The 18,562-nt window shown below is 58.7% G+C and carries 21 protein-coding genes; 15 read left to right on the forward strand and 6 right to left on the reverse strand.

The window, feature by feature from the left end; all coding sequences use genetic code 11:
* Positions 1-293 precede the first annotated feature (293 nt).
* The 7 genes from AC2FFA_RS22295 to AC2FFA_RS22325 all read left to right on the forward strand — a co-directional run bounded on the left by AC2FFA_RS22295 (position 294) and on the right by AC2FFA_RS22325 (position 6,001).
* Entirely contained in the window at positions 294-1,448 is a 1,155-nt protein-coding gene (locus tag AC2FFA_RS22295) for a phosphoserine transaminase (protein WP_496853289.1), read from the forward strand.
* A 64-nt stretch (positions 1,449-1,512) separates the two neighbouring features.
* The gene (gene serA / locus AC2FFA_RS22300; protein ID WP_496853290.1) at positions 1,513-3,108 is read left to right on the forward strand and encodes a phosphoglycerate dehydrogenase; all 1,596 of its coding nucleotides are present in this window, start codon (positions 1,513-1,515) and stop codon (positions 3,106-3,108) included.
* Between the two features lie 119 nt (positions 3,109-3,227).
* The gene (locus tag AC2FFA_RS22305; RefSeq protein WP_496677546.1) at positions 3,228-3,956 is read left to right on the forward strand and encodes a metallophosphoesterase family protein; all 729 of its coding nucleotides are present in this window, start codon (positions 3,228-3,230) and stop codon (positions 3,954-3,956) included.
* 35 nt (positions 3,957-3,991) lie between these two features.
* Positions 3,992-4,870 (forward strand): phosphoserine phosphatase SerB, encoded by an 879-nt coding sequence (gene serB / locus AC2FFA_RS22310; RefSeq protein ID WP_496677549.1) that lies wholly within the window; start codon positions 3,992-3,994, stop codon positions 4,868-4,870.
* Positions 4,871-4,912: 42 nt separating this feature from the next.
* Entirely contained in the window at positions 4,913-5,242 is a 330-nt protein-coding gene (locus AC2FFA_RS22315; protein WP_117872947.1) for an ArsR/SmtB family transcription factor, read from the forward strand.
* Entirely contained in the window at positions 5,230-5,658 is a 429-nt protein-coding gene (locus AC2FFA_RS22320) for an SRPBCC family protein (protein WP_117871908.1), read from the forward strand. Before AC2FFA_RS22315 ends, AC2FFA_RS22320 begins: the two co-directional genes overlap by 13 nt.
* Positions 5,659-5,680: 22 nt before the next feature.
* Complete coding sequence (locus AC2FFA_RS22325) at positions 5,681-6,001, forward strand: YciI family protein (RefSeq protein WP_496677555.1); 321 nt, start codon at positions 5,681-5,683, stop codon at positions 5,999-6,001.
* Between the two features lie 5 nt (positions 6,002-6,006).
* Here AC2FFA_RS22325 and AC2FFA_RS22330 read toward each other — a convergent pair whose 3' ends face one another.
* Positions 6,007-7,005 carry an asparaginase gene (locus tag AC2FFA_RS22330; protein ID WP_496853291.1) on the reverse strand — a complete coding sequence of 333 codons (999 nt, stop codon included), beginning with the start codon at positions 7,003-7,005 and terminating at the stop codon, positions 6,007-6,009.
* A gap of 179 nt (positions 7,006-7,184) precedes the next feature.
* Here AC2FFA_RS22330 and AC2FFA_RS22335 point away from each other — a divergent pair, with 179 nt between their 5' ends.
* From AC2FFA_RS22335 to AC2FFA_RS22350, 4 genes are all read left to right on the forward strand, one after another.
* On the forward strand, positions 7,185-7,721 hold the full coding sequence (locus AC2FFA_RS22335) for an invasion associated locus B family protein (RefSeq protein WP_117871914.1): 537 nt from the start codon (positions 7,185-7,187) through the stop codon (positions 7,719-7,721).
* Between the two features lie 142 nt (positions 7,722-7,863).
* Positions 7,864-8,034 (forward strand): hypothetical protein, encoded by a 171-nt coding sequence (locus AC2FFA_RS22340; RefSeq protein WP_162896866.1) that lies wholly within the window; start codon positions 7,864-7,866, stop codon positions 8,032-8,034.
* Between the two features lie 117 nt (positions 8,035-8,151).
* Positions 8,152-9,339 (forward strand): dual-specificity RNA methyltransferase RlmN, encoded by a 1,188-nt coding sequence (gene rlmN, locus AC2FFA_RS22345; protein ID WP_299902492.1) that lies wholly within the window; start codon positions 8,152-8,154, stop codon positions 9,337-9,339.
* A 286-nt stretch (positions 9,340-9,625) separates the two neighbouring features.
* Positions 9,626-10,243, forward strand: coding sequence for a cytochrome P460 family protein (locus AC2FFA_RS22350; protein ID WP_496721040.1), 618 nt, complete (start codon positions 9,626-9,628; stop codon positions 10,241-10,243).
* Positions 10,244-10,249: 6 nt separating this feature from the next.
* Here AC2FFA_RS22350 and AC2FFA_RS22355 read toward each other — a convergent pair whose 3' ends face one another.
* The 3 genes from AC2FFA_RS22355 to AC2FFA_RS22365 form a co-directional block, all read right to left on the reverse strand.
* A complete protein-coding gene (locus tag AC2FFA_RS22355) occupies positions 10,250-11,908 on the reverse strand; it encodes a U32 family peptidase C-terminal domain-containing protein (RefSeq protein WP_496853292.1) in 1,659 nt (552 codons plus the stop codon).
* Positions 11,909-11,971: 63 nt separating this feature from the next.
* Complete coding sequence (locus tag AC2FFA_RS22360; protein ID WP_496853293.1) at positions 11,972-12,310, reverse strand: hypothetical protein; 339 nt, start codon at positions 12,308-12,310, stop codon at positions 11,972-11,974.
* Positions 12,307-13,227: a DnaJ C-terminal domain-containing protein gene (locus tag AC2FFA_RS22365; RefSeq protein ID WP_117871924.1), complete on the reverse strand. Its 921-nt coding sequence runs from the start codon at positions 13,225-13,227 to the stop codon at positions 12,307-12,309. Before AC2FFA_RS22365 ends, AC2FFA_RS22360 begins: the two co-directional genes overlap by 4 nt.
* Before the next feature lie 160 nt (positions 13,228-13,387).
* Between AC2FFA_RS22365 and AC2FFA_RS22370 the strand changes: the two genes are divergently transcribed.
* The gene (locus AC2FFA_RS22370) at positions 13,388-13,771 is read left to right on the forward strand and encodes a hypothetical protein (RefSeq protein ID WP_117871931.1); all 384 of its coding nucleotides are present in this window, start codon (positions 13,388-13,390) and stop codon (positions 13,769-13,771) included.
* Here AC2FFA_RS22370 and AC2FFA_RS22375 read toward each other — a convergent pair whose 3' ends face one another.
* Both AC2FFA_RS22375 and AC2FFA_RS22380 read right to left on the reverse strand, forming a co-directional pair.
* Positions 13,772-14,869 (reverse strand): cystathionine gamma-lyase, encoded by a 1,098-nt coding sequence (locus AC2FFA_RS22375; RefSeq protein ID WP_496853294.1) that lies wholly within the window; start codon positions 14,867-14,869, stop codon positions 13,772-13,774.
* Between the two features lie 3 nt (positions 14,870-14,872).
* The gene (locus tag AC2FFA_RS22380; RefSeq protein WP_299902473.1) at positions 14,873-15,715 is read right to left on the reverse strand and encodes an LOG family protein; all 843 of its coding nucleotides are present in this window, start codon (positions 15,713-15,715) and stop codon (positions 14,873-14,875) included.
* Positions 15,716-15,794: 79 nt separating this feature from the next.
* On the opposite strand from AC2FFA_RS22380, the gene AC2FFA_RS22385 reads away from it, so the two are divergent.
* From AC2FFA_RS22385 to dapD, 3 genes are all read left to right on the forward strand, one after another.
* Positions 15,795-16,706 carry a threonine/serine dehydratase gene (locus AC2FFA_RS22385; protein WP_496721032.1) on the forward strand — a complete coding sequence of 304 codons (912 nt, stop codon included), beginning with the start codon at positions 15,795-15,797 and terminating at the stop codon, positions 16,704-16,706.
* 44 nt (positions 16,707-16,750) lie between these two features.
* A complete protein-coding gene (locus AC2FFA_RS22390; protein ID WP_496853295.1) occupies positions 16,751-17,350 on the forward strand; it encodes a GntR family transcriptional regulator in 600 nt (199 codons plus the stop codon).
* 108 nt (positions 17,351-17,458) lie between these two features.
* A complete protein-coding gene (gene dapD, locus AC2FFA_RS22395) occupies positions 17,459-18,286 on the forward strand; it encodes a 2,3,4,5-tetrahydropyridine-2,6-dicarboxylate N-succinyltransferase (RefSeq protein ID WP_496677579.1) in 828 nt (275 codons plus the stop codon).
* Positions 18,287-18,562: the final 276 nt, after the last annotated feature.

Consider the following 18,562-nt stretch of genomic DNA (forward strand, 5'->3'; position numbering starts at 1 on the left):
GGTCACCCGTCAACCGCGTCGACAACGCATACGGCGACAGAAACCTCGTCTGCACATGCCCCCCAATGGATGCATACATGGACGCTGCCGAGTAAATTACCCAGAAAACCCGCCGGGAAGTCGGCGGGTTTTTTCGCCAATCGGAAACCTCTGTTCCGATTCGCACCCTTTCCGGATGTCGTTTTTTGCTGTCGATGGGTCTTTTCCGCTTGCTGCAAGTGCGAAGGACCCATAGCTCTGTCCGTGGGACACCCCTCCCCAACGAGGGGCGTGTATCTGGAAGGGTAATACACATGACGATCGAACAACCGGCGACGCGGCCGGCAAATCCGCGTTTTTCCTCGGGCCCCTGTGCCAAACCCCCCACATTTGATCTGACCAAACTGGCCGATGCTGCATTAGGCCGGTCGCACCGGGCTGCTGTTGGCAAGGACAAGCTGAAGGCGGCCATCGAAGGCACGCGTGAGATCCTGGGCATTCCAGCCGATTACAAGATTGGCATCGTCCCTGCGTCTGACACCGGCGCGGTCGAAATGGCGCTTTGGTCGTTGCTGGGCGAGCGCAAGGTCGAGATGCTGGCGTGGGAGAGCTTTGGGTCCGGTTGGGTCACCGACGTGGTCAAGCAGCTGAAAATCGATGCTGAGATAAAGACCGCCGACTACGGGCAGATCGTGGATCTGGCGTCTGTTGATTTCGCCAATGACGTGGTCTTCACATGGAACGGCACGACCTCGGGCGTGCGGGTGCCGAATGGCGACTGGATTGCGGATGACCGTCAGGGTCTGACGATCTGCGATGCGACCTCGGCGGCCTTTGCGATGGACCTGCCCTGGGACAAGCTGGATGTGACCACGTTCAGCTGGCAGAAAGTGCTGGGTGGCGAAGCGGCCCACGGGATGCTGATCCTCAGCCCTCGTGCGGTGGAGCGGTTGGAAAGCTACACCCCCGCATGGCCGTTGCCCAAGATCTTCCGCCTGACCAAAGGTGGCAAACTGATCGACGGCATCTTTACCGGTGCGACGATCAATACGCCGTCGATGCTGGCGGTTGAGGATTATCTGTTCGCGCTGGATTGGGCGCGCTCGGTCGGTGGCCTGCAGGGCCTGATTGCCCGTGCGGATGCCAATGCCGGTGCGGTACATGCGTTCTGCGCGCAGAACGATTGGATCGCCAATCTGGCCGAGGATGCGGCAACACAGTCGAACACATCCGTCTGTCTGAAATTCGCAGATGCCCGTATTCAGGACGGCGCAAGCTTTGCCAAGGCTGTGGCCAAACGGCTGGAAGCCGAGAATATCGCGCTGGATATCGGTGCCTATCGCGATGCGCCTGCGGGCTTGCGGATCTGGTGCGGCGGTACGGTCGAGACCTCGGATATCGAAGCGATGCTGCCTTGGCTGGCATGGGCCTTTGAGGCCGAAATCGCGGCGCAAACAGAAGCCGCCTGATCGCATCCCATCTTCACCGGGCCGCATCGGCCCGGACTTCTCATTACATTCAAGGACCACAGACATGGCTCCCAAAGTACTCGTTTCCGACAAACTCAGCGAAACCGCCGTTCAGATTTTCCGTGATCGCGGCATTGACGTGGATTTCATGCCCGATCTGGGCAAGGACAAGGACAAATTGGCCGAGGTGATCGGTCAATATGACGGTCTTGCCATCCGCTCGGCTACCAAGGTCACGCCGACCATTCTGGAAAAAGCCGACAAGCTGAAGGTGATCGGCCGCGCCGGAATCGGCACTGACAATATCGACAAGGAATCGGCGTCGAAAAAAGGTGTGATCGTGATGAACACGCCATTCGGCAACATGATCACCACCGCAGAACACGCGATTGCGATGATGTTCGCCGTGGCGCGGCAAATCCCCGAGGCCTCGACTTCGACCCATGCGGGCAAGTGGGAAAAGTCCAAGTTCATGGGGATCGAGCTGACGAACAAAACGCTCGGTGTCATTGGTGCGGGTAACATCGGCGGCATCGTGTGCGAGCGCGCGCTTGGCCTGAAGATGAAAGTCATCGCCTATGATCCCTATCTGGGGGAAGAGAAAGCCGCCAAGATGGGCGTGGAAAAGGTTGAGCTGGACGAGTTGCTGTCCCGCGTCGACTTCATCACCCTGCACGTGCCGCTGACGGATCAGACCCGTAGTATCCTGAGCCGCGAGAACCTCGCCAAAACCAAGAAGGGTGTGCGCATCATCAACTGCGCTCGTGGTGGTCTGGTAGATGAGGAGGCGTTGGCAGAGGCGCTGCAATCCGGTCACGTTGCGGGTGCCGCGTTTGACGTGTTCAGTGAAGAACCCGCCAAGGACAACCCCTTGTTCAACCTGCCCAACGTGGTCTGCACGCCACATCTTGGTGCGGCAACGACTGAAGCGCAGGAGAATGTGGCGCTGCAAGTGGCCGAGCAGATCTCGAACTACCTGCTGACAGGTGCGGTCGAGAACGCTTTGAACATGCCCAGTGTGACGGCGGAAGAAGCCAAGGTGATGGGGCCGTGGATCAAGCTGGCCGGCCATCTCGGCAGCTTCATCGGCCAGATGACCGATGAGCCGGTCAAGGCGATCAATATCCTGTATGATGGTGTTGCCGCTGAAATGAACCTGGCGGCGTTGAACTGCGCCGTGGTCGCCGGGATAATGAAAAAGTTCAACCCCGAGGTGAACATGGTGTCGGCCCCGGTTGTCGCCAAAGAGCGCGGGATCAAGATCTCGACCACCAATCAGGACAAATCGGGTGCTTTCGAGGGCTATATCAAAGTTACCGTTGTGACCGACAAACGCGAGCGTTCCATCGGTGGCACCGTGTTCAGTGACGGCAAACCGCGTTTCATCCAGATCAAGGGCATCAATATCGACGCTGAGGTCGGCGCCCATATGCTTTACACCACCAACGAAGACGTGCCGGGCATCATCGGTGCTCTGGGGCGGACAATGGGTGAGAACAACGTCAACATCGCGAACTTTACCCTGGGTCGATCCGAGGCCGGCGGAGAAGCAATTGCGTTGCTTTATGTTGACGAACCGGTTCCGGCTGAGGCACGCGCCAAGCTGGCGGAAACGGGTCTGTTCACACAGATCAAGCCGTTGGAGTTTGATGTCACCTGACGTGGCCTGTAGAGTTTGAGAAACAGTTCAGGACCCGGTTGACCGAAGGCCCGGGTCCTTTGTTTTCTCAGGCTGCAATCTGCGGCACAAGCAAGCTGAATCTTACCGTCGGAGGATCTATGACACAGCCTATCTACGTTGTTGGTGATCTGCACGGGCAGGTGGCCGAGCTGGAGCGCGCGCTGTTTCTGATCCAGGGCGATGGCGGCCCGGATGCCCAGATCGTGTTTCTGGGTGATTACGTGGATCGCGGCCCCGACAGCCGCGGGCTGATCGAGCGCCTGATTGCCGGGCGCGATGCGGGCCTGAACTGGATCACTCTGCTGGGCAACCATGATCGCATGTTCGCCTGGTTCATGGAGGACACGCCACGTCACGATCCGCATTTGCTTGTCGGGTATCATTGGCTGCATGAAAGGCTGGGCGGGGTCGAGACCCTGCGCAGTTATGGCGTGGAATTCGAAGGCCAGATCCGTCTGGAAGATCTGCATCAGATGGCGCAGGCGGCGGTGCCGAAATCGCACCTGACCTTTCTGCGCGATCTGGTTCTGATGCATCAGACGCCCGGGCTAGCCTTTATTCATGCGGGCATTCGTCCGGGCGTGCCGCTCAAAGAGCAGCGCGCCAACGATCTGGTCTGGATCAGACAGGATTTCCATGCCCATCCGGGCCCGCATCCCAAGCTGATCGTGCATGGTCATACTCCGGTGGATCGGGCAACGCATTATGGAAATCGCGTCAATCTGGACACAGGTGCCGGATACGGACGCCCGGTGGGTGTTGCGGTGTTCGAAGGGCAGTCCTGCTGGGAATTGACCGATCAGGGCCGTTTAGCGTTGACCCCCTAAGTCACCCCGTTCGGGTAGGACACTGGAGATTGAATATGTATGTCGCCACTTTGCTGACCAATCCGGCAGCGCCGTCGCTGGACAGCGCATTGACTGAGTCCTTGCGTAATGCGTGGGGTGGTGGAGAGGCCCTCTGGCTCAACCCGGATGAGGCGGCAGAGTTTGAGTTGAACGCCATCCCCGACAATCGGTGGGACGTTTGGGCAGACCTGCAAGGGATGGGGGTGGACCTGATTGTGCAACCCGCGCAAGGACGGCGCAAACAGATGCTGCTGGCCGACATGGACAGCACGATGATCCAGCAGGAATGCATCGACGAATTGGCGGATGAGGCCGGCGTCGGCGACCGGGTCAAGGACATAACGGCTCGCGCCATGAACGGAGAGCTTGATTTCGAAGGTGCCCTGATCGAGCGGGTTGGTTTGCTGAAGCATTTGGATGAAAGCGTCATCGGCAAAGTTCTGCGGGAACGGATCACTCTGATGCCCGGAGGCAGGGAATTGCTGGCGACGATGCGGGCCAACGGGGCCTATACAGCATTGGTATCCGGTGGCTTTACGGCCTTTACCGCGCGGGTGGCAGAGCTTTTGGGATTCGATGAAAACCGCGCCAACACTTTGCTGGCTGAAGATGGCAAGCTGACCGGAGACGTCGCGCGTCCTATTTTGGGGCGTCAGGCCAAGATCGAAGCGCTCGAGCAGATTACGGCGCGGCTTGGCCTGTCTGAAAGTGACGCGATCGCCGTGGGTGACGGGGCCAACGACCTTGGAATGCTTGGTCGGGCCGGAACCGGGGTTGCCCTTCATGCCAAGCCGTCGGTGGCCGCGAAATGCGACGTGCGGGTGAATCACGGCGACCTGACGGCGCTGCTTTACCTGCAAGGCTATTGCCGCGCCGATTTTGTAGGCGGCTGATCAGGACTATCTTTTATTTAACATTTGTGTTAAATAATGGATATGAGCACACTTCTGACCACGTTCTCCGCTTTGTCCGATGCCACCCGATTCTCGATCGTCGAGCAATTGATGGAGCAGGGCGAGCTGCCTGCCGGTGATCTGATCGAAGGGCGCGGCATGTCCGGCGCCGCGATTTCACGCCACCTCAAGGTGCTGCGCGAAGCCGGGTTGGTGCAGCAGCGTGTGCAAGGCACACAACGCATGTATTCCATCCGATCCGAAGGATTGCGGGCGATTGCCGACTGGACGATTTCCAAGCGGCAATTCTGGGAAGGTAGCCTCGACCGTCTGAGTGATATTATCGAAAGGGAGAATTCATGGCCGACCTGAAACTGGAGCGGGAATTCCCCGTCAGTCCCGAAGAACTGTTTGCATGGATCAGCGATGGTGCCAAGCTGTTGCAATGGTGGGGGCCCGAAGGGATGCACGTGCCGGAACACAACCTGGATTTCTCACGCACCGGCCCTTGGTATTCGGTGATGGAGAATGGCGAGGGCCAGCGATACAAGGTCTCGGGCCACGTGACACATGTCGACCCGCCGAAGTCGGTGGGTTTTACATGGGGTTGGCATGACGATCAGGATCAACGCGGTGCCGAAAGCCATGTGACCCTTTCCGTTGCTGCGACCGAAAGCGGTGCCCACCTTGTGCTGGACCACCGCGAATTGGCCGATGCCGAAGCAGCCGCGAACCACAATCAGGGTTGGACGTCTTCGCTGCGCAAACTCGAAGCACTTTGCAAATAGGATTTCATCAGGGAGGAGCGATATGCCCCAGTTTTTGTTTGTCTATCATGGGGGTCACACCCCGACCGACCCCGCCGAGATCGAGGCGACCATGGCCGCTTGGGGGGCTTGGTTTCAAAATATGGGCGAAGCCCTCGTTATCCCCGGCAACCCGGTTGGGCAGTCTCACACTGTCAGCAGCAACGGAGTGGTCGATAACGGCGGCGCGAACCCGGCCTCGGGCTTCACTGTGATCAAGGCTGACAGTATCGACGCTGCGACCGAGATGGCCAAAGGCTGCCCGATGGTCGTCAACGGGACAGGCTCGGTTGAAATGGCCGAAATCCACGAAATCGAGATGTAAGGGCCTTAGTCGGGGAAACCCGTTGCTGGTTTGATCACGCCGCATTCCAGCCCGCGACGGCTGTATTGCGTGGCGTTCATGAATCTGCGGGTGGCCGGGTGATCGGCCTCCAGCACGCCAAGGCTTACCAGTATCGCGGCGATAGCACATTCACTGGCGCGGGTGGTGCCATCGGTGATCTTCAGCGCAACGCCCATGCGTTTTTCCGGGACGATGGCCACGAACACGGCCTCGGCCCCGGTCTTGATGGCAACACGTCCGTTCATCGCGCGCATCAGCTCGGTGCAGGCCCGGGTCTCACCGGCAACAAGTTCCGGGTGTTTGACCATGGCCCCAACCAGCTGAGCTGCCGCGTCGCTGGAGCGATCAGACCTATCCGAAGCGCTGGCAAACCATGCCATCGACCGCGCCAGACCGACGAGCGATGTGGCGAAATTCGGGGCCGAACAGCCATCGATGCCGTATGCCGGGCTGGTCTCGCCCGTCGTTTCTTCGATGGCAGACAGACAAGCCTGTTGTACCGGGTGATCAATCTCAAGATACTCCGGCCCTGCGCCCATGTGCTGGCCCAGAGTCAGAAAGCCGCAATGCTTGCCGGAACAATTGTTGTGGATCTGGCAAGGCGTATCGTCGGCCAGGATCAGCCGGTCGCGCGCGGCTGTGTCAGCGGGCTCTTGTGGGCCGCACCGCAGATCGAGCTCGTTTAACCCCAGATGGTCCAGCCACGCCGTCACGCGATCCGTGTGGATCGCTGCCCCATTGTGCGAGGCGCAGGCCAACGCCAGGTGTTCGCTGGTCAGCCCGTATTTCGCCGCCGCCCCTGATGTGACCAACGGAAGCGCTTGAATCATCTTGGCGGATGACCGCGGGTATATGATGGATTGCGGGTCGCCCCAACTGCGCACGATCTGACCCGTGTCATCGCAAATCACCGCATGACCCAGATGCAGACTTTCCAGCAGCGCGCCGCGCCAAAGTTCTGTCATGGGTATGGGCTGCGTCATCTGGACCTCCGAAATTTATGCGCAAAATTCTGCCAATCGCCCTTTCGCCTGTGGCGAAACCTGCGTTAGTGTGTGTATGTCGGCAATCATCGGAAGACGCAAACGAATAGACGAACCGGCAGGGTTCGCAGACGTGTCCGATGGGTATGAGGTAAGGGTCGAGCTAGGAGGCTGGACAAATGGGATCAAAGCTCGTTCGTACGATTGCGGGCCTGTGTGTGGCAGGCATCGCCGCGACTTCTGCAATCGCCCAACAGGCGACAAGCACAAACCGTGTTGCTGCAAAAACGGATTGGAGCGTTTTTGTCGAAGACGATCCCACCGAATGCTGGAGCGTCTCGGCACCCAAGGAAACCGTGAACACCCGTGGTGGACGCGTGGTTTCTGTACGGCGCAGCGATATCCTGCTGTTTGTGTTCTATCGTCCGAATGCCGAGGTAAAAGGCCAATTGACCTTTACTGGCGGCTATCCGTTTGCCGCGGGTTCGACGGTTAACCTGAATGTCGACGGCACCGAGTTCGAACTGTTCACGGAAGGCGAATGGGCCTGGGCCGCATCGGATGCGGATGATGCCAAGATCATCACCGCCCTGAAACGCGGAACCGAGGCTGTTCTGACCGCCCGGTCCGAGCGCGGGACGCAGACGAAAGACACCTTCTCGCTGCTGGGCTTTACCGCTGCGATAGAAGACGCTGAGAAGCGCTGCACCAACTGATCTCAGTGCGCCGATTGTTCAAAGGGCCCCGCTTGGTCGCGGGGCGCTTGACGTTTGGTCATCTGCCAGTTTTGATCCGTATCAAGGTTTCGCATCCGGCAATGTGAACTAAGTGGTTCAGCCATTGAGAGAGGACATCGTGATGAAACAGAAAACTTGGATCGCTCTGGTTCTGGCGGCATCCGTCGCAGCACTGAGCGCTTGCGAGAAGACCGCGGATTCCTATCCGATATCGGGCGAGCAATGTGGCCCGGAAGATCCGGTTCAGACCCTGGACGCCAATGATTGCTACACACCGCCGCCGGTAAACTGATCAAAAAGGCCCGGCATGTAAATCGTGCCGGGCCACTCAGCTTAGGAAACCTTTTGATCTTTGCGCAGGTTCCTATATAGAGGCGCATCCCAAGCCCGATTCCTTTGAGATACGCCAATGTCGCCCAAAGCGCCGATCACCCAAGACGTCATGACCATCCCGCGCAAACTGCCCGACGGGAAGGTGAACCTTGTAGGTCTTTCGCGCGACAGGTTGCGCGAGACCTTGATTGAACACGGCACGCCCGAGAAACAGGCCAAGATGCGCACAGGCCAGATCTGGCAATGGATCTATCAATGGGGTGTGCGCGACTTTGCCCAGATGACCAATCTCGCCAAAGCCTATCGTGCACAACTGGCCGAGCATTTCGTGATCGAAATCCCCGAGGTGGTGACACGTCAGGTTTCCGAGGATGGCACCCGCAAATACCTGTGTCGCATCGCCGGCGGGCATGAGGTCGAGGTGGTCTATATCCCCGAGGACGATCGCGGAACCCTGTGCATCTCGTCTCAGGTAGGCTGTACGCTGACCTGTTCATTCTGTCATACCGGAACTCAGAAACTTGTACGAAACCTGACATCCGCCGAAATCGTAGGTCAGATCATGATGGCCCGCGACGATCTTGAGGAATGGCCGACCCCCGGCGCACCCAAGGATGAGACCCGCCTGCTGTCAAACATCGTTCTGATGGGCATGGGTGAGCCACTATACAATTTCGAAAACGTCCGCGACGCGATGAAGATCGCCATGGACCCCGAGGGGATTTCCCTGTCGCGTCGTCGTATCACACTCTCGACCTCGGGCGTTGTGCCCGAAATTGCCCGTACGGCAGAAGAGATCGGCTGCTTGCTGGCGATCTCGTTCCACGCCACCACCGACGAGGTGCGCGACGTTCTGGTGCCGATCAACAAGCGTTGGAACATCGAGGAACTGCTGAAAGCACTGGCCAGCTACCCCAACGTGTCGAACTCTGAACGGATCACTTTTGAATATGTGATGCTGGATGGTGTGAATGACAGCGACGAAGATGCGCATCGTCTGATCGCCCACATCAAGCGCCACAACATTCCGGCCAAGATCAATCTGATCCCATTCAACGAATGGCCCGGGGCGCCGTACAAGCGCAGTTCGAACAACCGTATCCGCGCCTTTGCCAACATCATCTACCAGGCAGGTTATGCCTCACCCATCCGCAAGACGCGCGGTGAGGATATCATGGCTGCCTGTGGTCAGTTGAAGTCGGCGACCGAGAGGGCGCGCAAATCGCGCAAACAAATCGAGGCCGAAACGGGCCTAAGCCAGTAGAGTTCGGCCGATCTCGGCCTGGCTTGGCCGGATCGCGCTTTAAGTGTTTTCCAGATCCGCCCGCACGTCATAAGTGTTTCTGTAAACTTAATGTTTCAGATGCTGAAACCACATGCAAAATTTGCTATATTTCCAGTGCCCGTCGCCGGGCTCTGCTTCCTCAAATTGATGCACAAGCCGGTGAACTGTCCGGGTCAGAGCTGGCAAGTTTTTGCGATAACGCTAGACTGTTCCAAGTGGTGTCAGAAGGCGCTCAGGCGAACTGAATTTCAGGTGGGCCACGATTATGAATAAAAGTTTTTTTACGATCATCCGTTACGGAGCCGCTGCGCTTGCTGTTGTCTCAGGTTCAGGCTTGGCCTTTGCTGAAGGTCAGGACGCTCATATCGCAATCGAAAACCCTGCCGAGCTGAGCAAGGAAGAGGCTCTGGAACACTACCGATCGCTCAATCGCCGCATGGCGCGTGGGTACGCCGTGGCACAACTGGACCTGATCCTAAACTACCAAAGCTGGCCGCTTTTCAACGATGCGCCCTATATCTCGGCAACGCACGGGCAGCGGTATGTGAACAGCTATGCCAATCGCATGGCGCATAACTACGGGACGTTGCAGGAAGGTGAAGAACTTCCCATGGGGTCGGTTCTTGCCAAGGACAGCATGACCGTGACAGATGAAGGTCACGTACATCCCGGGGCCATGTTCATAATGGAGAAACTGACAGAAGGTGCCAGCCCGGACACGGCAGACTGGCGTTACCTCATGGTCCTGCCGGACGGTTCGGTGTTTGGGGACACTATGGGCGACCGCGCTGGCGCCGTGGCGTATTGCCATGTCTGTCACGAACAGGTGGCAGATCGGGACTATACGTTTTACGTGCCGGAAGACTCTCGAACGCGCAACTGAACCGGCTCAGGCGTTTTCGCCCGGCAGCTTCAATTCCGTCGCCTCGCGGCGGCTGAGCTGTTCCCCTTGTTTTCGCTTGGACAGCACCTCACGGGCCAAGGCGTATTTGTCGTCCTGCCAGAAGATCAGGCAACCGTTGCAGCCCTTACCGCAGCAGCCTTCTGTGCCGATGCGGTTGGTCTTGAACCGGCGTTCGTTGCCGTCTTCGCCGATCTTCTCGACCAGTTCGTCGCGGCGGCGCGCATAGGCCGCGGGATTGTCGCGGCCCGAGGTTTCCAATCCCTGCACCAGCTTGTCGAACCGAATGCGGCTCCAGTGTTCGTCGGTCAGGGCGCGTTCTTTGCGCAGCACTGAATAGATCGGAAAACGGGTGCGCAGATCGTCGGTATCCTCGTGGTCGAACAGGGTGAAAGGCAGGCGGATAACAGTTTTCGTGCTGCCGTGAACAGCGTCCACGCGCGCGCCATCCGATGCGCGTTCAAAGTCGTAAACCCGCAGCAGAACCGTCTCGCGCGAGATGGGTGAGACGAATTCCAGCACATCACCCGGTTCCAGCTTGTTTTTCACCTCGACCAGAAACGCATCCTCGGTCACGTCGGTGACAATCCCGGCATATTCCCACTGTGCGATCGACGCGGTGTGTTCGTAATCATGCGCATAATTGGTCAGCCGGCCTTCGTGGAAGGCCAGCGTGTAGCCGCGATTTCCGACGGTTTCGAGTTCACGCATGTAAGGCTTGGGGTCCCAGTTTTCGGGGTCTGCGAAATAGTCATCGATGGCCATGCGATAAGCCCGCGCGACGATGGCGGCGTAATATTCCGATTTACCGCGCCCCTCGACCTTGAGGCTGTCAACACCGATCCTCAGGTATTCGTCCAGCTTGGGCATGATGCACAGATCACGCGAATTTAGGATGTACGAACCACGATCGTCCTCTTCGATGGGCATCAGATCACCGGGGCGGCAGCCTTCTTCCAGCAGGAATTCGAACAGGTCGGCGTTTTCCTCGGTGATCCGCAGTTCCTGATGGGTGCCGTCCTTGAGGCGCAGTTTCAGCCCATAGTTCCAGCGGCAGGAATTGGCACAATTGCCCTGATTGGCGCCGCGCTCGGCCATGAAGTTCGACAGCAGGCAGCGGCCCGAATAGGTCATACACATGGCGCCGTGGACGAAGGCCTCGAGCTTGATGTCGGGGCATTTTTCGCGAATCTCGACCAGCTCGGGGTAGGAAACCTCTCGCGCCAGAACCACCAGCTCCGCGCCCTGATCCTGCCAGAACTTTACCGACAGCCACGAACAGATATTGGCCTGGGTCGAGATATGCAGTGGCAGTTCCGGTGCGCGGTCGCGGACGTACTGGAACACGCCGGGGTCGGCGATGATCAACCCGTCAGGCTGCACCTTGCGGACCGTGTCAATGTACTCGTCCAGCTTCGGGATGTCCTTGTTGTGCGAAAACAGGTTCAGCGTCAGATAGGCGCGCCGGCCATGGCTGTGGCAGAACTCGACCCCTTCGATCACCTCTTCCAGCGAGAACTCGGATTTCGTGCGCAGCGACATATCGGGCGTGCCCAGATACACCGCATCCGCCCCGTAAAGGACAGCGAGTTTAAGCTTGCGCAGATTGCCCGCAGGCATCAGCAATTCAGATATGGACTGAGTCATGGCGCTACCTGTCAAAGGATCAAGGCGGCCTTCTACGCCAAATAATTCGTGCCCAAAACCCCGTTATCTGCGACGGAATCGCGCTGTGCCGATGACCTTGACCAGTTGCTGCCGCACAGGTTCGGGTTGCGCCTCAATCGCGTTCAGAGCTTCGCGCAGTTCAGCCCGCAGCCCATGCAACTGGTCGATCAGTGAGATCATCATCGACAGTGCATCGGTCTCCATGTCGTACTGTTCGTGCAACTCACACGCCAGTTCCAGACGGGCGACGTCGATATTGTGATAAATCAGCCCTTGATCCGATTGTTCCGGAATGACGATTTCCGCCGCCAGGTATTCGGTCAGGCGGTCCGAGGTCAGGCGGGAGACCGTTTCGATGAGTTCCTTTTCGGTCAGGGTCATGACTGCATTCCTTTCCGCGGATCATAGCGATGCTTTTCACGCCAGGTTTCCATGAGCTGCTTCAGTTCGTCATCAATCTTGTCCGGTGTCGTTATAGTCAGCTCAATCAACTGGTCCCCACGGCCGGACGAGCCGCGCTTCTTTACTCCTTTGCCGCGCAACCGGAGCGTTTTGCCGCTGCTGGTGCCCGCTGGGACGTTGACATTCACACCGCCGTCTATCGTGGGGGCCGGGACTTTTCCGCCCAGAATGGCCTCGTCGATTGTGATGGGCAGCGTGATATGGATGTCGTCGCCCTGACGTTCAAAAACCGGGTGCTTGGCGACCGAAACAGTCACCAGAGCGTCACCTGGAGGACCTTCGCCGTATCCCGGGGCCCCTTTGCCACGCAGCCGGATGGTCTGCCCGTCGGTGATACCAGCGGGGATTTTGACCTCGATCCGATCTCCATCCGGCAAAGTCAATTTCTGACTGGCGCCGAAAACGGAGTCCAGAAAGCTGATTTGCAGGGTGTAGTTCAGATTGTGACCCGGAGCGTGAAACTCGTGGCTGCGCTGACCGCCAAAACCGCCGCGACCGCGCATGAACTCCGCGAAGATATCTGACATGTCGTCGGGATCCGCCTGACGCCCCCGATAGGGGTTTCCAGCGGCCTCGGCATACTCTCGGTAATATTGCTGTTGCGGGCGCTCCTGACCCGAAGCGTCAATTTCTCCGTTGTCAAAACGCGCACGTGTTTCAGGGTCTTTCAATAGATCATAGGCTGCGGCAGCGGCCTTGAACTTGGCCTCAGCCGCGTCATCGCCCGGTTTCAGATCCGGATGGCAATCCTTGGCGATGCGCCGGTAGGCTTTTTTGATCTCGGCTGCGCTGGCGTCCTTCGAGACACCAAGAACGGTGTAGGGGTCGTCGCTCATATCACTCTCTCAGGTCAGGGACAGGTTTGATCAGGATGAAGGTGTTCTACCATGCGATTTCAACGGGTAAAACGAAAGAGGCGATTGAATTGTTTCGCAAAATCCCGCAGACTTGATAATATCTGCATGTTTATACTTATTGTTTGACGGAGATCGCCGCATGACGCGCAGAATAAAATCCGCCCTGGCTCTGCTGGCCGGAAATGCCATTGGGTTGTTGCTTGCCTCTCTGATATTGTCTGGATTTGCGATCAAGCCGATCTCGTTCATCGTAGTGGTGATTGTCTTCACCGTTGTGCAGGTTGTGGCCGAACCCCTGATCCTGAAACTGGGCGAAAAGAAAGCACCTGCCCTGAAGGGCGGGATCGCCTTGATCGTGACCTTCGTGGGTCTTTTCGTGACCGACCTGGTCGCCGCCGGGCTGACCGTGGGTGGGGTTTCGAACCTGCTGGCTGCGACGCTGCTGGTCTGGTTGGGGGCGTTGATCGCCAGCGTGGTGTTGCCGATCTACGTGTTCAAAGAGCTGCGTGAACCCAAAAAGTAATCATACAGCGTTCAGGCTGGTTTCGATAGCGTGCCATAGTTCGTCGACTGGTTCGCATCCGACGGACAGGCGGATGAAGGCCGGATCAACGTCGTCGCCCCAGCGCGCGCGACGCTCGGCCGAGCTGTGGACGCCTCCGAATGACGTGGCCGGGCGCAGAAGCGGGCAGCTGTTGATGAAGGCTTCGGCTTTGTCTTCGCTGTCCAGCGTCAGGGATAACAGAAATCCGAACCGCGTGGCCTGCTCTTGCGCCAGTTTGTGCGACGGGTCACCGGCCAGCCCGGGATAGCGAACCTGTTTCACTGCGGGATGTTCCGCCAATCGTTCGGCCAGTTTCTGTGCGGAGTTGCACATCCGGTCAAACCGAACGTCCAGTGTTTCGAGCCCGCGATGCAGCAGCCATGCCTCATGTGGTCCGGGGATCGAGCCGGACACTTTTCGCCATTCCTCGACCCTTTCCATGATGTTGCTTTTGCGGCTGGCCACATGGCCCATCAGCATGTCGGAATGCCCGCCCATTGCCTTGGTATCGGACGAGACAACCACATCGATGCCCAGATCCAGAGGGCGCTGACCAAGCGGCGTCATCGTCGTGTTGTCGGCAATGGTTACGCCCCCGGCAGCACGTACCTGATCGGCGACCGCTGTCAGATCGATCATGTCCAGCCCCGGATTCGAGGGGCTTTCTACAAAGACCACATCGAACCGGTCAAAACCGCCGTCGGTAAAAGCGGTGGTGGGGCGTTCCTCAACGATCACACCCAGTCGCGACAGGAAACGATCGGCCAAAAGGCGCGTCACGTAATAGCCATCGGAGGGGATCAGCAGGCGTGACCCGGCTTGCACCGTGGCGAACAACGCCGCAGAAATCGCTGCCATGCCTGATGGAAAGCTGAGGCACGGCGCGTCTTCCAAATGCGACAGAACATGTTCCAGATGCACCCAGGTCGGGTTGTCGACGCGGCCGTAACTTACCTGTCCATCCGGGGCACCCGGCAGGTGGTACATGCTGCTTTGTATCAGCGGCAGCGCCACAGGTTCGCCCTTGCTCAGAGCATTTCCGCGCAGATGCAGCATCTCGCCGGTCTTGGGGGCCATGGTTCAGCGCCCCGGAATTTCGTCGCGGGGCGGGGCGGGTTCCCAGTTTTCGATGATCTCGACCGCTTCCTGCGCCGTGTCCACAAAGCGGAACAGGTCAAGATCCTCGTCCGAGATGGTACCGGCATCGGCCAGTGCTTTCCAGTTTATGACCCTCTCCCAGAAATCACGTCCGAACAGCAGGAAAGGCACGCGCTCCATCCGGCCGGTCTGAATTAGAGTGAGAGATTCGAATAACTCATCCATTGTCCCGAAGCCGCCGGGGAAGATTGTGATCGCACGGGCCCGCATCAGGAAATGCATCTTGCGGATGGCAAAATAGTGAAAGTTGAAACTGAGATCTGGCGTCACATAGAGGTTCGGGGCCTGCTCGTGCGGCAGAACGATATTCAAACCGATGGAGCAGCCGCCCGCTTCCTGTGCGCCTCGGTTGCCGGCCTCCATCACACCGGGACCGCCGCCCGTGACGATCACGTTTTCGCGGCACCCGGTATCGTTCGATTTCACGGTCATCAGCCGCGCGAACTCGCGCGCCTCATCATAATAGGTCGACAGACCAGCCAGCGTTTCCGTTCGGGCGGTGTGTTTCTGCGATGGCTCAGGGATGCGCGCGCCGCCGAACATCACGATGGTCGAGGTGATCTCGCGTTCGCTCATGATCATCTCGGGTTTCAGTAATTCCAGTTGCAGACGCACCGGGCGCAGTTCGTCCCGGCAAAGGAATTCGTCATCGGCAAAGGCAAGGCGATAGGCAGACGATCGCGTTTGCGGCGTGTCCGGCACTTCGCTCGCTGTCGAGCGATCTGTCTGCGCATCGCGAAACGGATTGTGGCGGTCTTCTCTCATGGGTGATCGATCCCTGCTTGCGTGTTTTCCAAACAGCTATAGGGTTCGCGGGCAGAGTGCCAGTCACGGAAAGACAAGAATGAATTGGAAGAACGAAATATCAGCGGCGCAGGATCGTATCGACGGACATACGCAAGTGACGCCGGTGATCGAGAGCCGAATTCCGGGCTATCCCATTGAACTGAAGCTGGAGCACATGCAGCACACGGGCAGTTTCAAGGCGAGAGGTGCGTTCAATACGTTGCTGAGCCTCGACGTACCCGATGCAGGTGTCGTGGCTGCATCCGGCGGCAATCATGGTGCAGCGGCGGCCTTTGCGGCGCAGGCGCTTGGTTATCCGGCCAAGATTTTCGTGCCCGAACTGGCCGGCCCTTCCAAGATTGCATTGATCCGTCAAACCGGCGCGGATCTGAGCGTTGTGTCCGGCGAATACGCCAATGCGCTGACACAGGCCCAAGCGCATGAAGCTGAAACCGGAGCGATGCAGATACACGCCTATGATGCGCCGGCTACTGTGGCGGGGCAGGGGACCTGCTTTGCGGAATGGGATGCGCAGGGCCTGCAGGCAGACACGGTTCTGGTCGCCGTGGGCGGCGGCGGACTGATCGCCGGGGCATTGGCGTGGTTCGACGGTGCGCGCAAGGTCGTGGCGGTCGAACCCGAGACCTCTTGCGCATTGAACGCGGCGTTGCAGGCCGGTGAACCGGTAGATGTCTCGGTATCCGGCATCGCGGCCAACGCCCTGGGCGCGCGCCGGATCGGGCAGATCTGTTTTGACCTGGCGCAGGGGATGACATCGGTCCTGGTGTCGGATGATGCCATCGCGGCAGCTCAGAAGATGTTGTGGCAGACGCATCGCATTCTGGTGGAACCGGCGGGCGCCACGGCGTTGGCAGCCTTGACCTCGGGCGTGTACCGACCTGAACCGGGCGAACGCGTGGCCGTTCTGGTGTGCGGCGCGAATATTGCGCCAGACCCGCTTGCAGGGTGAATTACCGGGTTGTGGATGGGCGTTGTGGATTTTATCTATAATTCATGACGGCCACGATTTCGGACACGATTTACCAAAACCTCAGCCAGCAGATCATCACCGGAGAGCTGAGCGCCGGGGAAAAGCTGCGGCAGGATCATATTGCCCGCGCCTTCGACACCAGCCATGTTCCGGTGCGTGAAGCCTTGTTGCGGCTTGAGGCGCATGGATTGGCCCGGCATGAGCCGCGCCGGGGGATGCGGGTCACAGCGCTGGACCCGGCAGAGGTCCGCGAGGTCATCGAAATGCGCGTGGCGTTGGAAACACTGGCGTTGCAGCAATCGGTGCAAAACATGTCTCCTGTAGCGTTGGAAAAGATCGACCAAGCGCGCGCCGCCTGTGATGAAGCGCAGACGATGCCCCAATGGGAGGCTTTGAACAGAGCGTTCCATCGCTCCATTCTGACACCTTGCGGGTTGCCCCGGCTTTTGCATGCAATTGACGACCTGCATATCGCAAGCGCACGCCATTTGTTTGCGCACTGGCGGTCGAAATGGGTGCAGCAGACAGACAAGGATCACGCGGCACTTGTTCAGGCACTCAAGAGGAAGGACCTGGGTACGGCAAAAGGTATTCTGACCCGACATATACGCCGCACCAGCTGATTGCGGGCCTTTCAGACGCAAAACGGCCCGTGTTCGTCGCATTGCGCCATGGGCCCGGCTTGCGTATAGGCCAAACCAACATGAACAGAATCTGTAGGGAGACGCCCCATGTCCAACGCGCAACTGGAAGCCGCCATCGAAGCCGCCTGGGAGGCGCGCGACACGATCTCACCCGCCACTGCAGGTGAACAACGCGAAGCGATCGAAGATACGCTGAACGCGCTGGATAGCGGGTCGCTGCGTGTTGCTGAAAAGCAGGAAAACGGTGACTGGCACGTGAACCAGTGGGCGAAGAAAGCGGTTCTGCTGGGCTTTCGCATCAAGGACATGGAAATCCAGACTGGTGGTCCGCAGGACGGCGGCTGGTGGGACAAGGTGGACAGCAAGTTCGCCGGTTGGGGTGAAAACCAATGGCGCTCGGCCGGGTTCCGCGCGGTTCCCAACTGCGTTGTCCGCAAGTCGGCCTATATCGCGCCGGGCGTGGTGCTGATGCCGTCCTTCGTCAACCTTGGCGCCTATGTGGATGAAGGCACCATGGTCGATACCTGGGCGACCGTCGGCTCATGCGCTCAGATCGGCAAAAACGTCCACCTGTCGGGCGGTGTAGGCATCGGTGGCGTGCTGGAGCCGATGCAGGCCGGCCCGACCATCATCGAGGACAACTGCTTTATTGGCGCGCGCTCCGAGGTCGTCGAGGGCTGCATCGTCCGCGAAGGCTCGGTTCTGGGGATGGGCGTGTTCATCGGTAAATCCACCAAAATCGTGGATCGGGAAACCGGCGAAGTGACATATGGCGAAGTCCCGCCCTATTCTGTGGTCGTCGCGGGCTCGATGCCATCAAAGAACAACATCAGCCTGTATTGTGCCGTGATCGTGAAGCGGGTGGATGAAAAGACCCGTTCGAAAACTGGCATCAACGAATTGCTGCGGGACTGATCTTCCCGGTTGTACAGAAAGGCCGGAGCAAACCCGCTCCGGCCTTTCGATTTTTTTTGGGGTGTCGTTCAAGGTGAGGCCAAACCCTGACCCTAACCTGTCCTGAGCATGATGTTCAGCTCAGAGGATCACCCTTTGGGGGGTCAGCGGTTTTCACCCTGCATAGCGTCAACTTCTGAGTTTTCTGCATTGGTTTCCGCGCCTTCGCTGTCGCCGCCGCTTTCGCTGTCGCCGCCGCCTTCGCTGTCGCCGCCGCTTTCGCTGTCGCCGCCGCCT

Source organism: Ruegeria sp. YTSB088 (assembly GCF_059609825.1).

Bases quoted from the DNA above. Each gene is read 5' to 3' on its own strand.
- AC2FFA_RS22295 (WP_496853289.1), top strand. From the start codon at position 294: ATGACGATCGAACAACCGGCGACGCGGCCGGCAAATCCGCGTTTTTCC.
- serA (WP_496853290.1), top strand. From the start codon at position 1,513: ATGGCTCCCAAAGTACTCGTTTCCGACAAACTCAGCGAAACCGCCGTT.
- AC2FFA_RS22305 (WP_496677546.1), top strand. From the start codon at position 3,228: ATGACACAGCCTATCTACGTTGTTGGTGATCTGCACGGGCAGGTGGCC.
- serB (WP_496677549.1), top strand. From the start codon at position 3,992: ATGTATGTCGCCACTTTGCTGACCAATCCGGCAGCGCCGTCGCTGGAC.
- AC2FFA_RS22315 (WP_117872947.1), top strand. From the start codon at position 4,913: ATGAGCACACTTCTGACCACGTTCTCCGCTTTGTCCGATGCCACCCGA.
- AC2FFA_RS22320 (WP_117871908.1), top strand. From the start codon at position 5,230: ATGGCCGACCTGAAACTGGAGCGGGAATTCCCCGTCAGTCCCGAAGAA.
- AC2FFA_RS22325 (WP_496677555.1), top strand. From the start codon at position 5,681: ATGCCCCAGTTTTTGTTTGTCTATCATGGGGGTCACACCCCGACCGAC.
- AC2FFA_RS22330 (WP_496853291.1), bottom strand. From the start codon at position 7,005: ATGACGCAGCCCATACCCATGACAGAACTTTGGCGCGGCGCGCTGCTG.
- AC2FFA_RS22335 (WP_117871914.1), top strand. From the start codon at position 7,185: ATGGGATCAAAGCTCGTTCGTACGATTGCGGGCCTGTGTGTGGCAGGC.
- AC2FFA_RS22340 (WP_162896866.1), top strand. From the start codon at position 7,864: ATGAAACAGAAAACTTGGATCGCTCTGGTTCTGGCGGCATCCGTCGCA.
- rlmN (WP_299902492.1), top strand. From the start codon at position 8,152: ATGTCGCCCAAAGCGCCGATCACCCAAGACGTCATGACCATCCCGCGC.
- AC2FFA_RS22350 (WP_496721040.1), top strand. From the start codon at position 9,626: ATGAATAAAAGTTTTTTTACGATCATCCGTTACGGAGCCGCTGCGCTT.
- AC2FFA_RS22355 (WP_496853292.1), bottom strand. From the start codon at position 11,908: ATGACTCAGTCCATATCTGAATTGCTGATGCCTGCGGGCAATCTGCGC.
- AC2FFA_RS22360 (WP_496853293.1), bottom strand. From the start codon at position 12,310: ATGACCCTGACCGAAAAGGAACTCATCGAAACGGTCTCCCGCCTGACC.
- AC2FFA_RS22365 (WP_117871924.1), bottom strand. From the start codon at position 13,227: ATGAGCGACGACCCCTACACCGTTCTTGGTGTCTCGAAGGACGCCAGC.
- AC2FFA_RS22370 (WP_117871931.1), top strand. From the start codon at position 13,388: ATGACGCGCAGAATAAAATCCGCCCTGGCTCTGCTGGCCGGAAATGCC.
- AC2FFA_RS22375 (WP_496853294.1), bottom strand. From the start codon at position 14,869: ATGGCCCCCAAGACCGGCGAGATGCTGCATCTGCGCGGAAATGCTCTG.
- AC2FFA_RS22380 (WP_299902473.1), bottom strand. From the start codon at position 15,715: ATGAGAGAAGACCGCCACAATCCGTTTCGCGATGCGCAGACAGATCGC.
- AC2FFA_RS22385 (WP_496721032.1), top strand. From the start codon at position 15,795: ATGAATTGGAAGAACGAAATATCAGCGGCGCAGGATCGTATCGACGGA.
- AC2FFA_RS22390 (WP_496853295.1), top strand. From the start codon at position 16,751: ATGACGGCCACGATTTCGGACACGATTTACCAAAACCTCAGCCAGCAG.
- dapD (WP_496677579.1), top strand. From the start codon at position 17,459: ATGTCCAACGCGCAACTGGAAGCCGCCATCGAAGCCGCCTGGGAGGCG.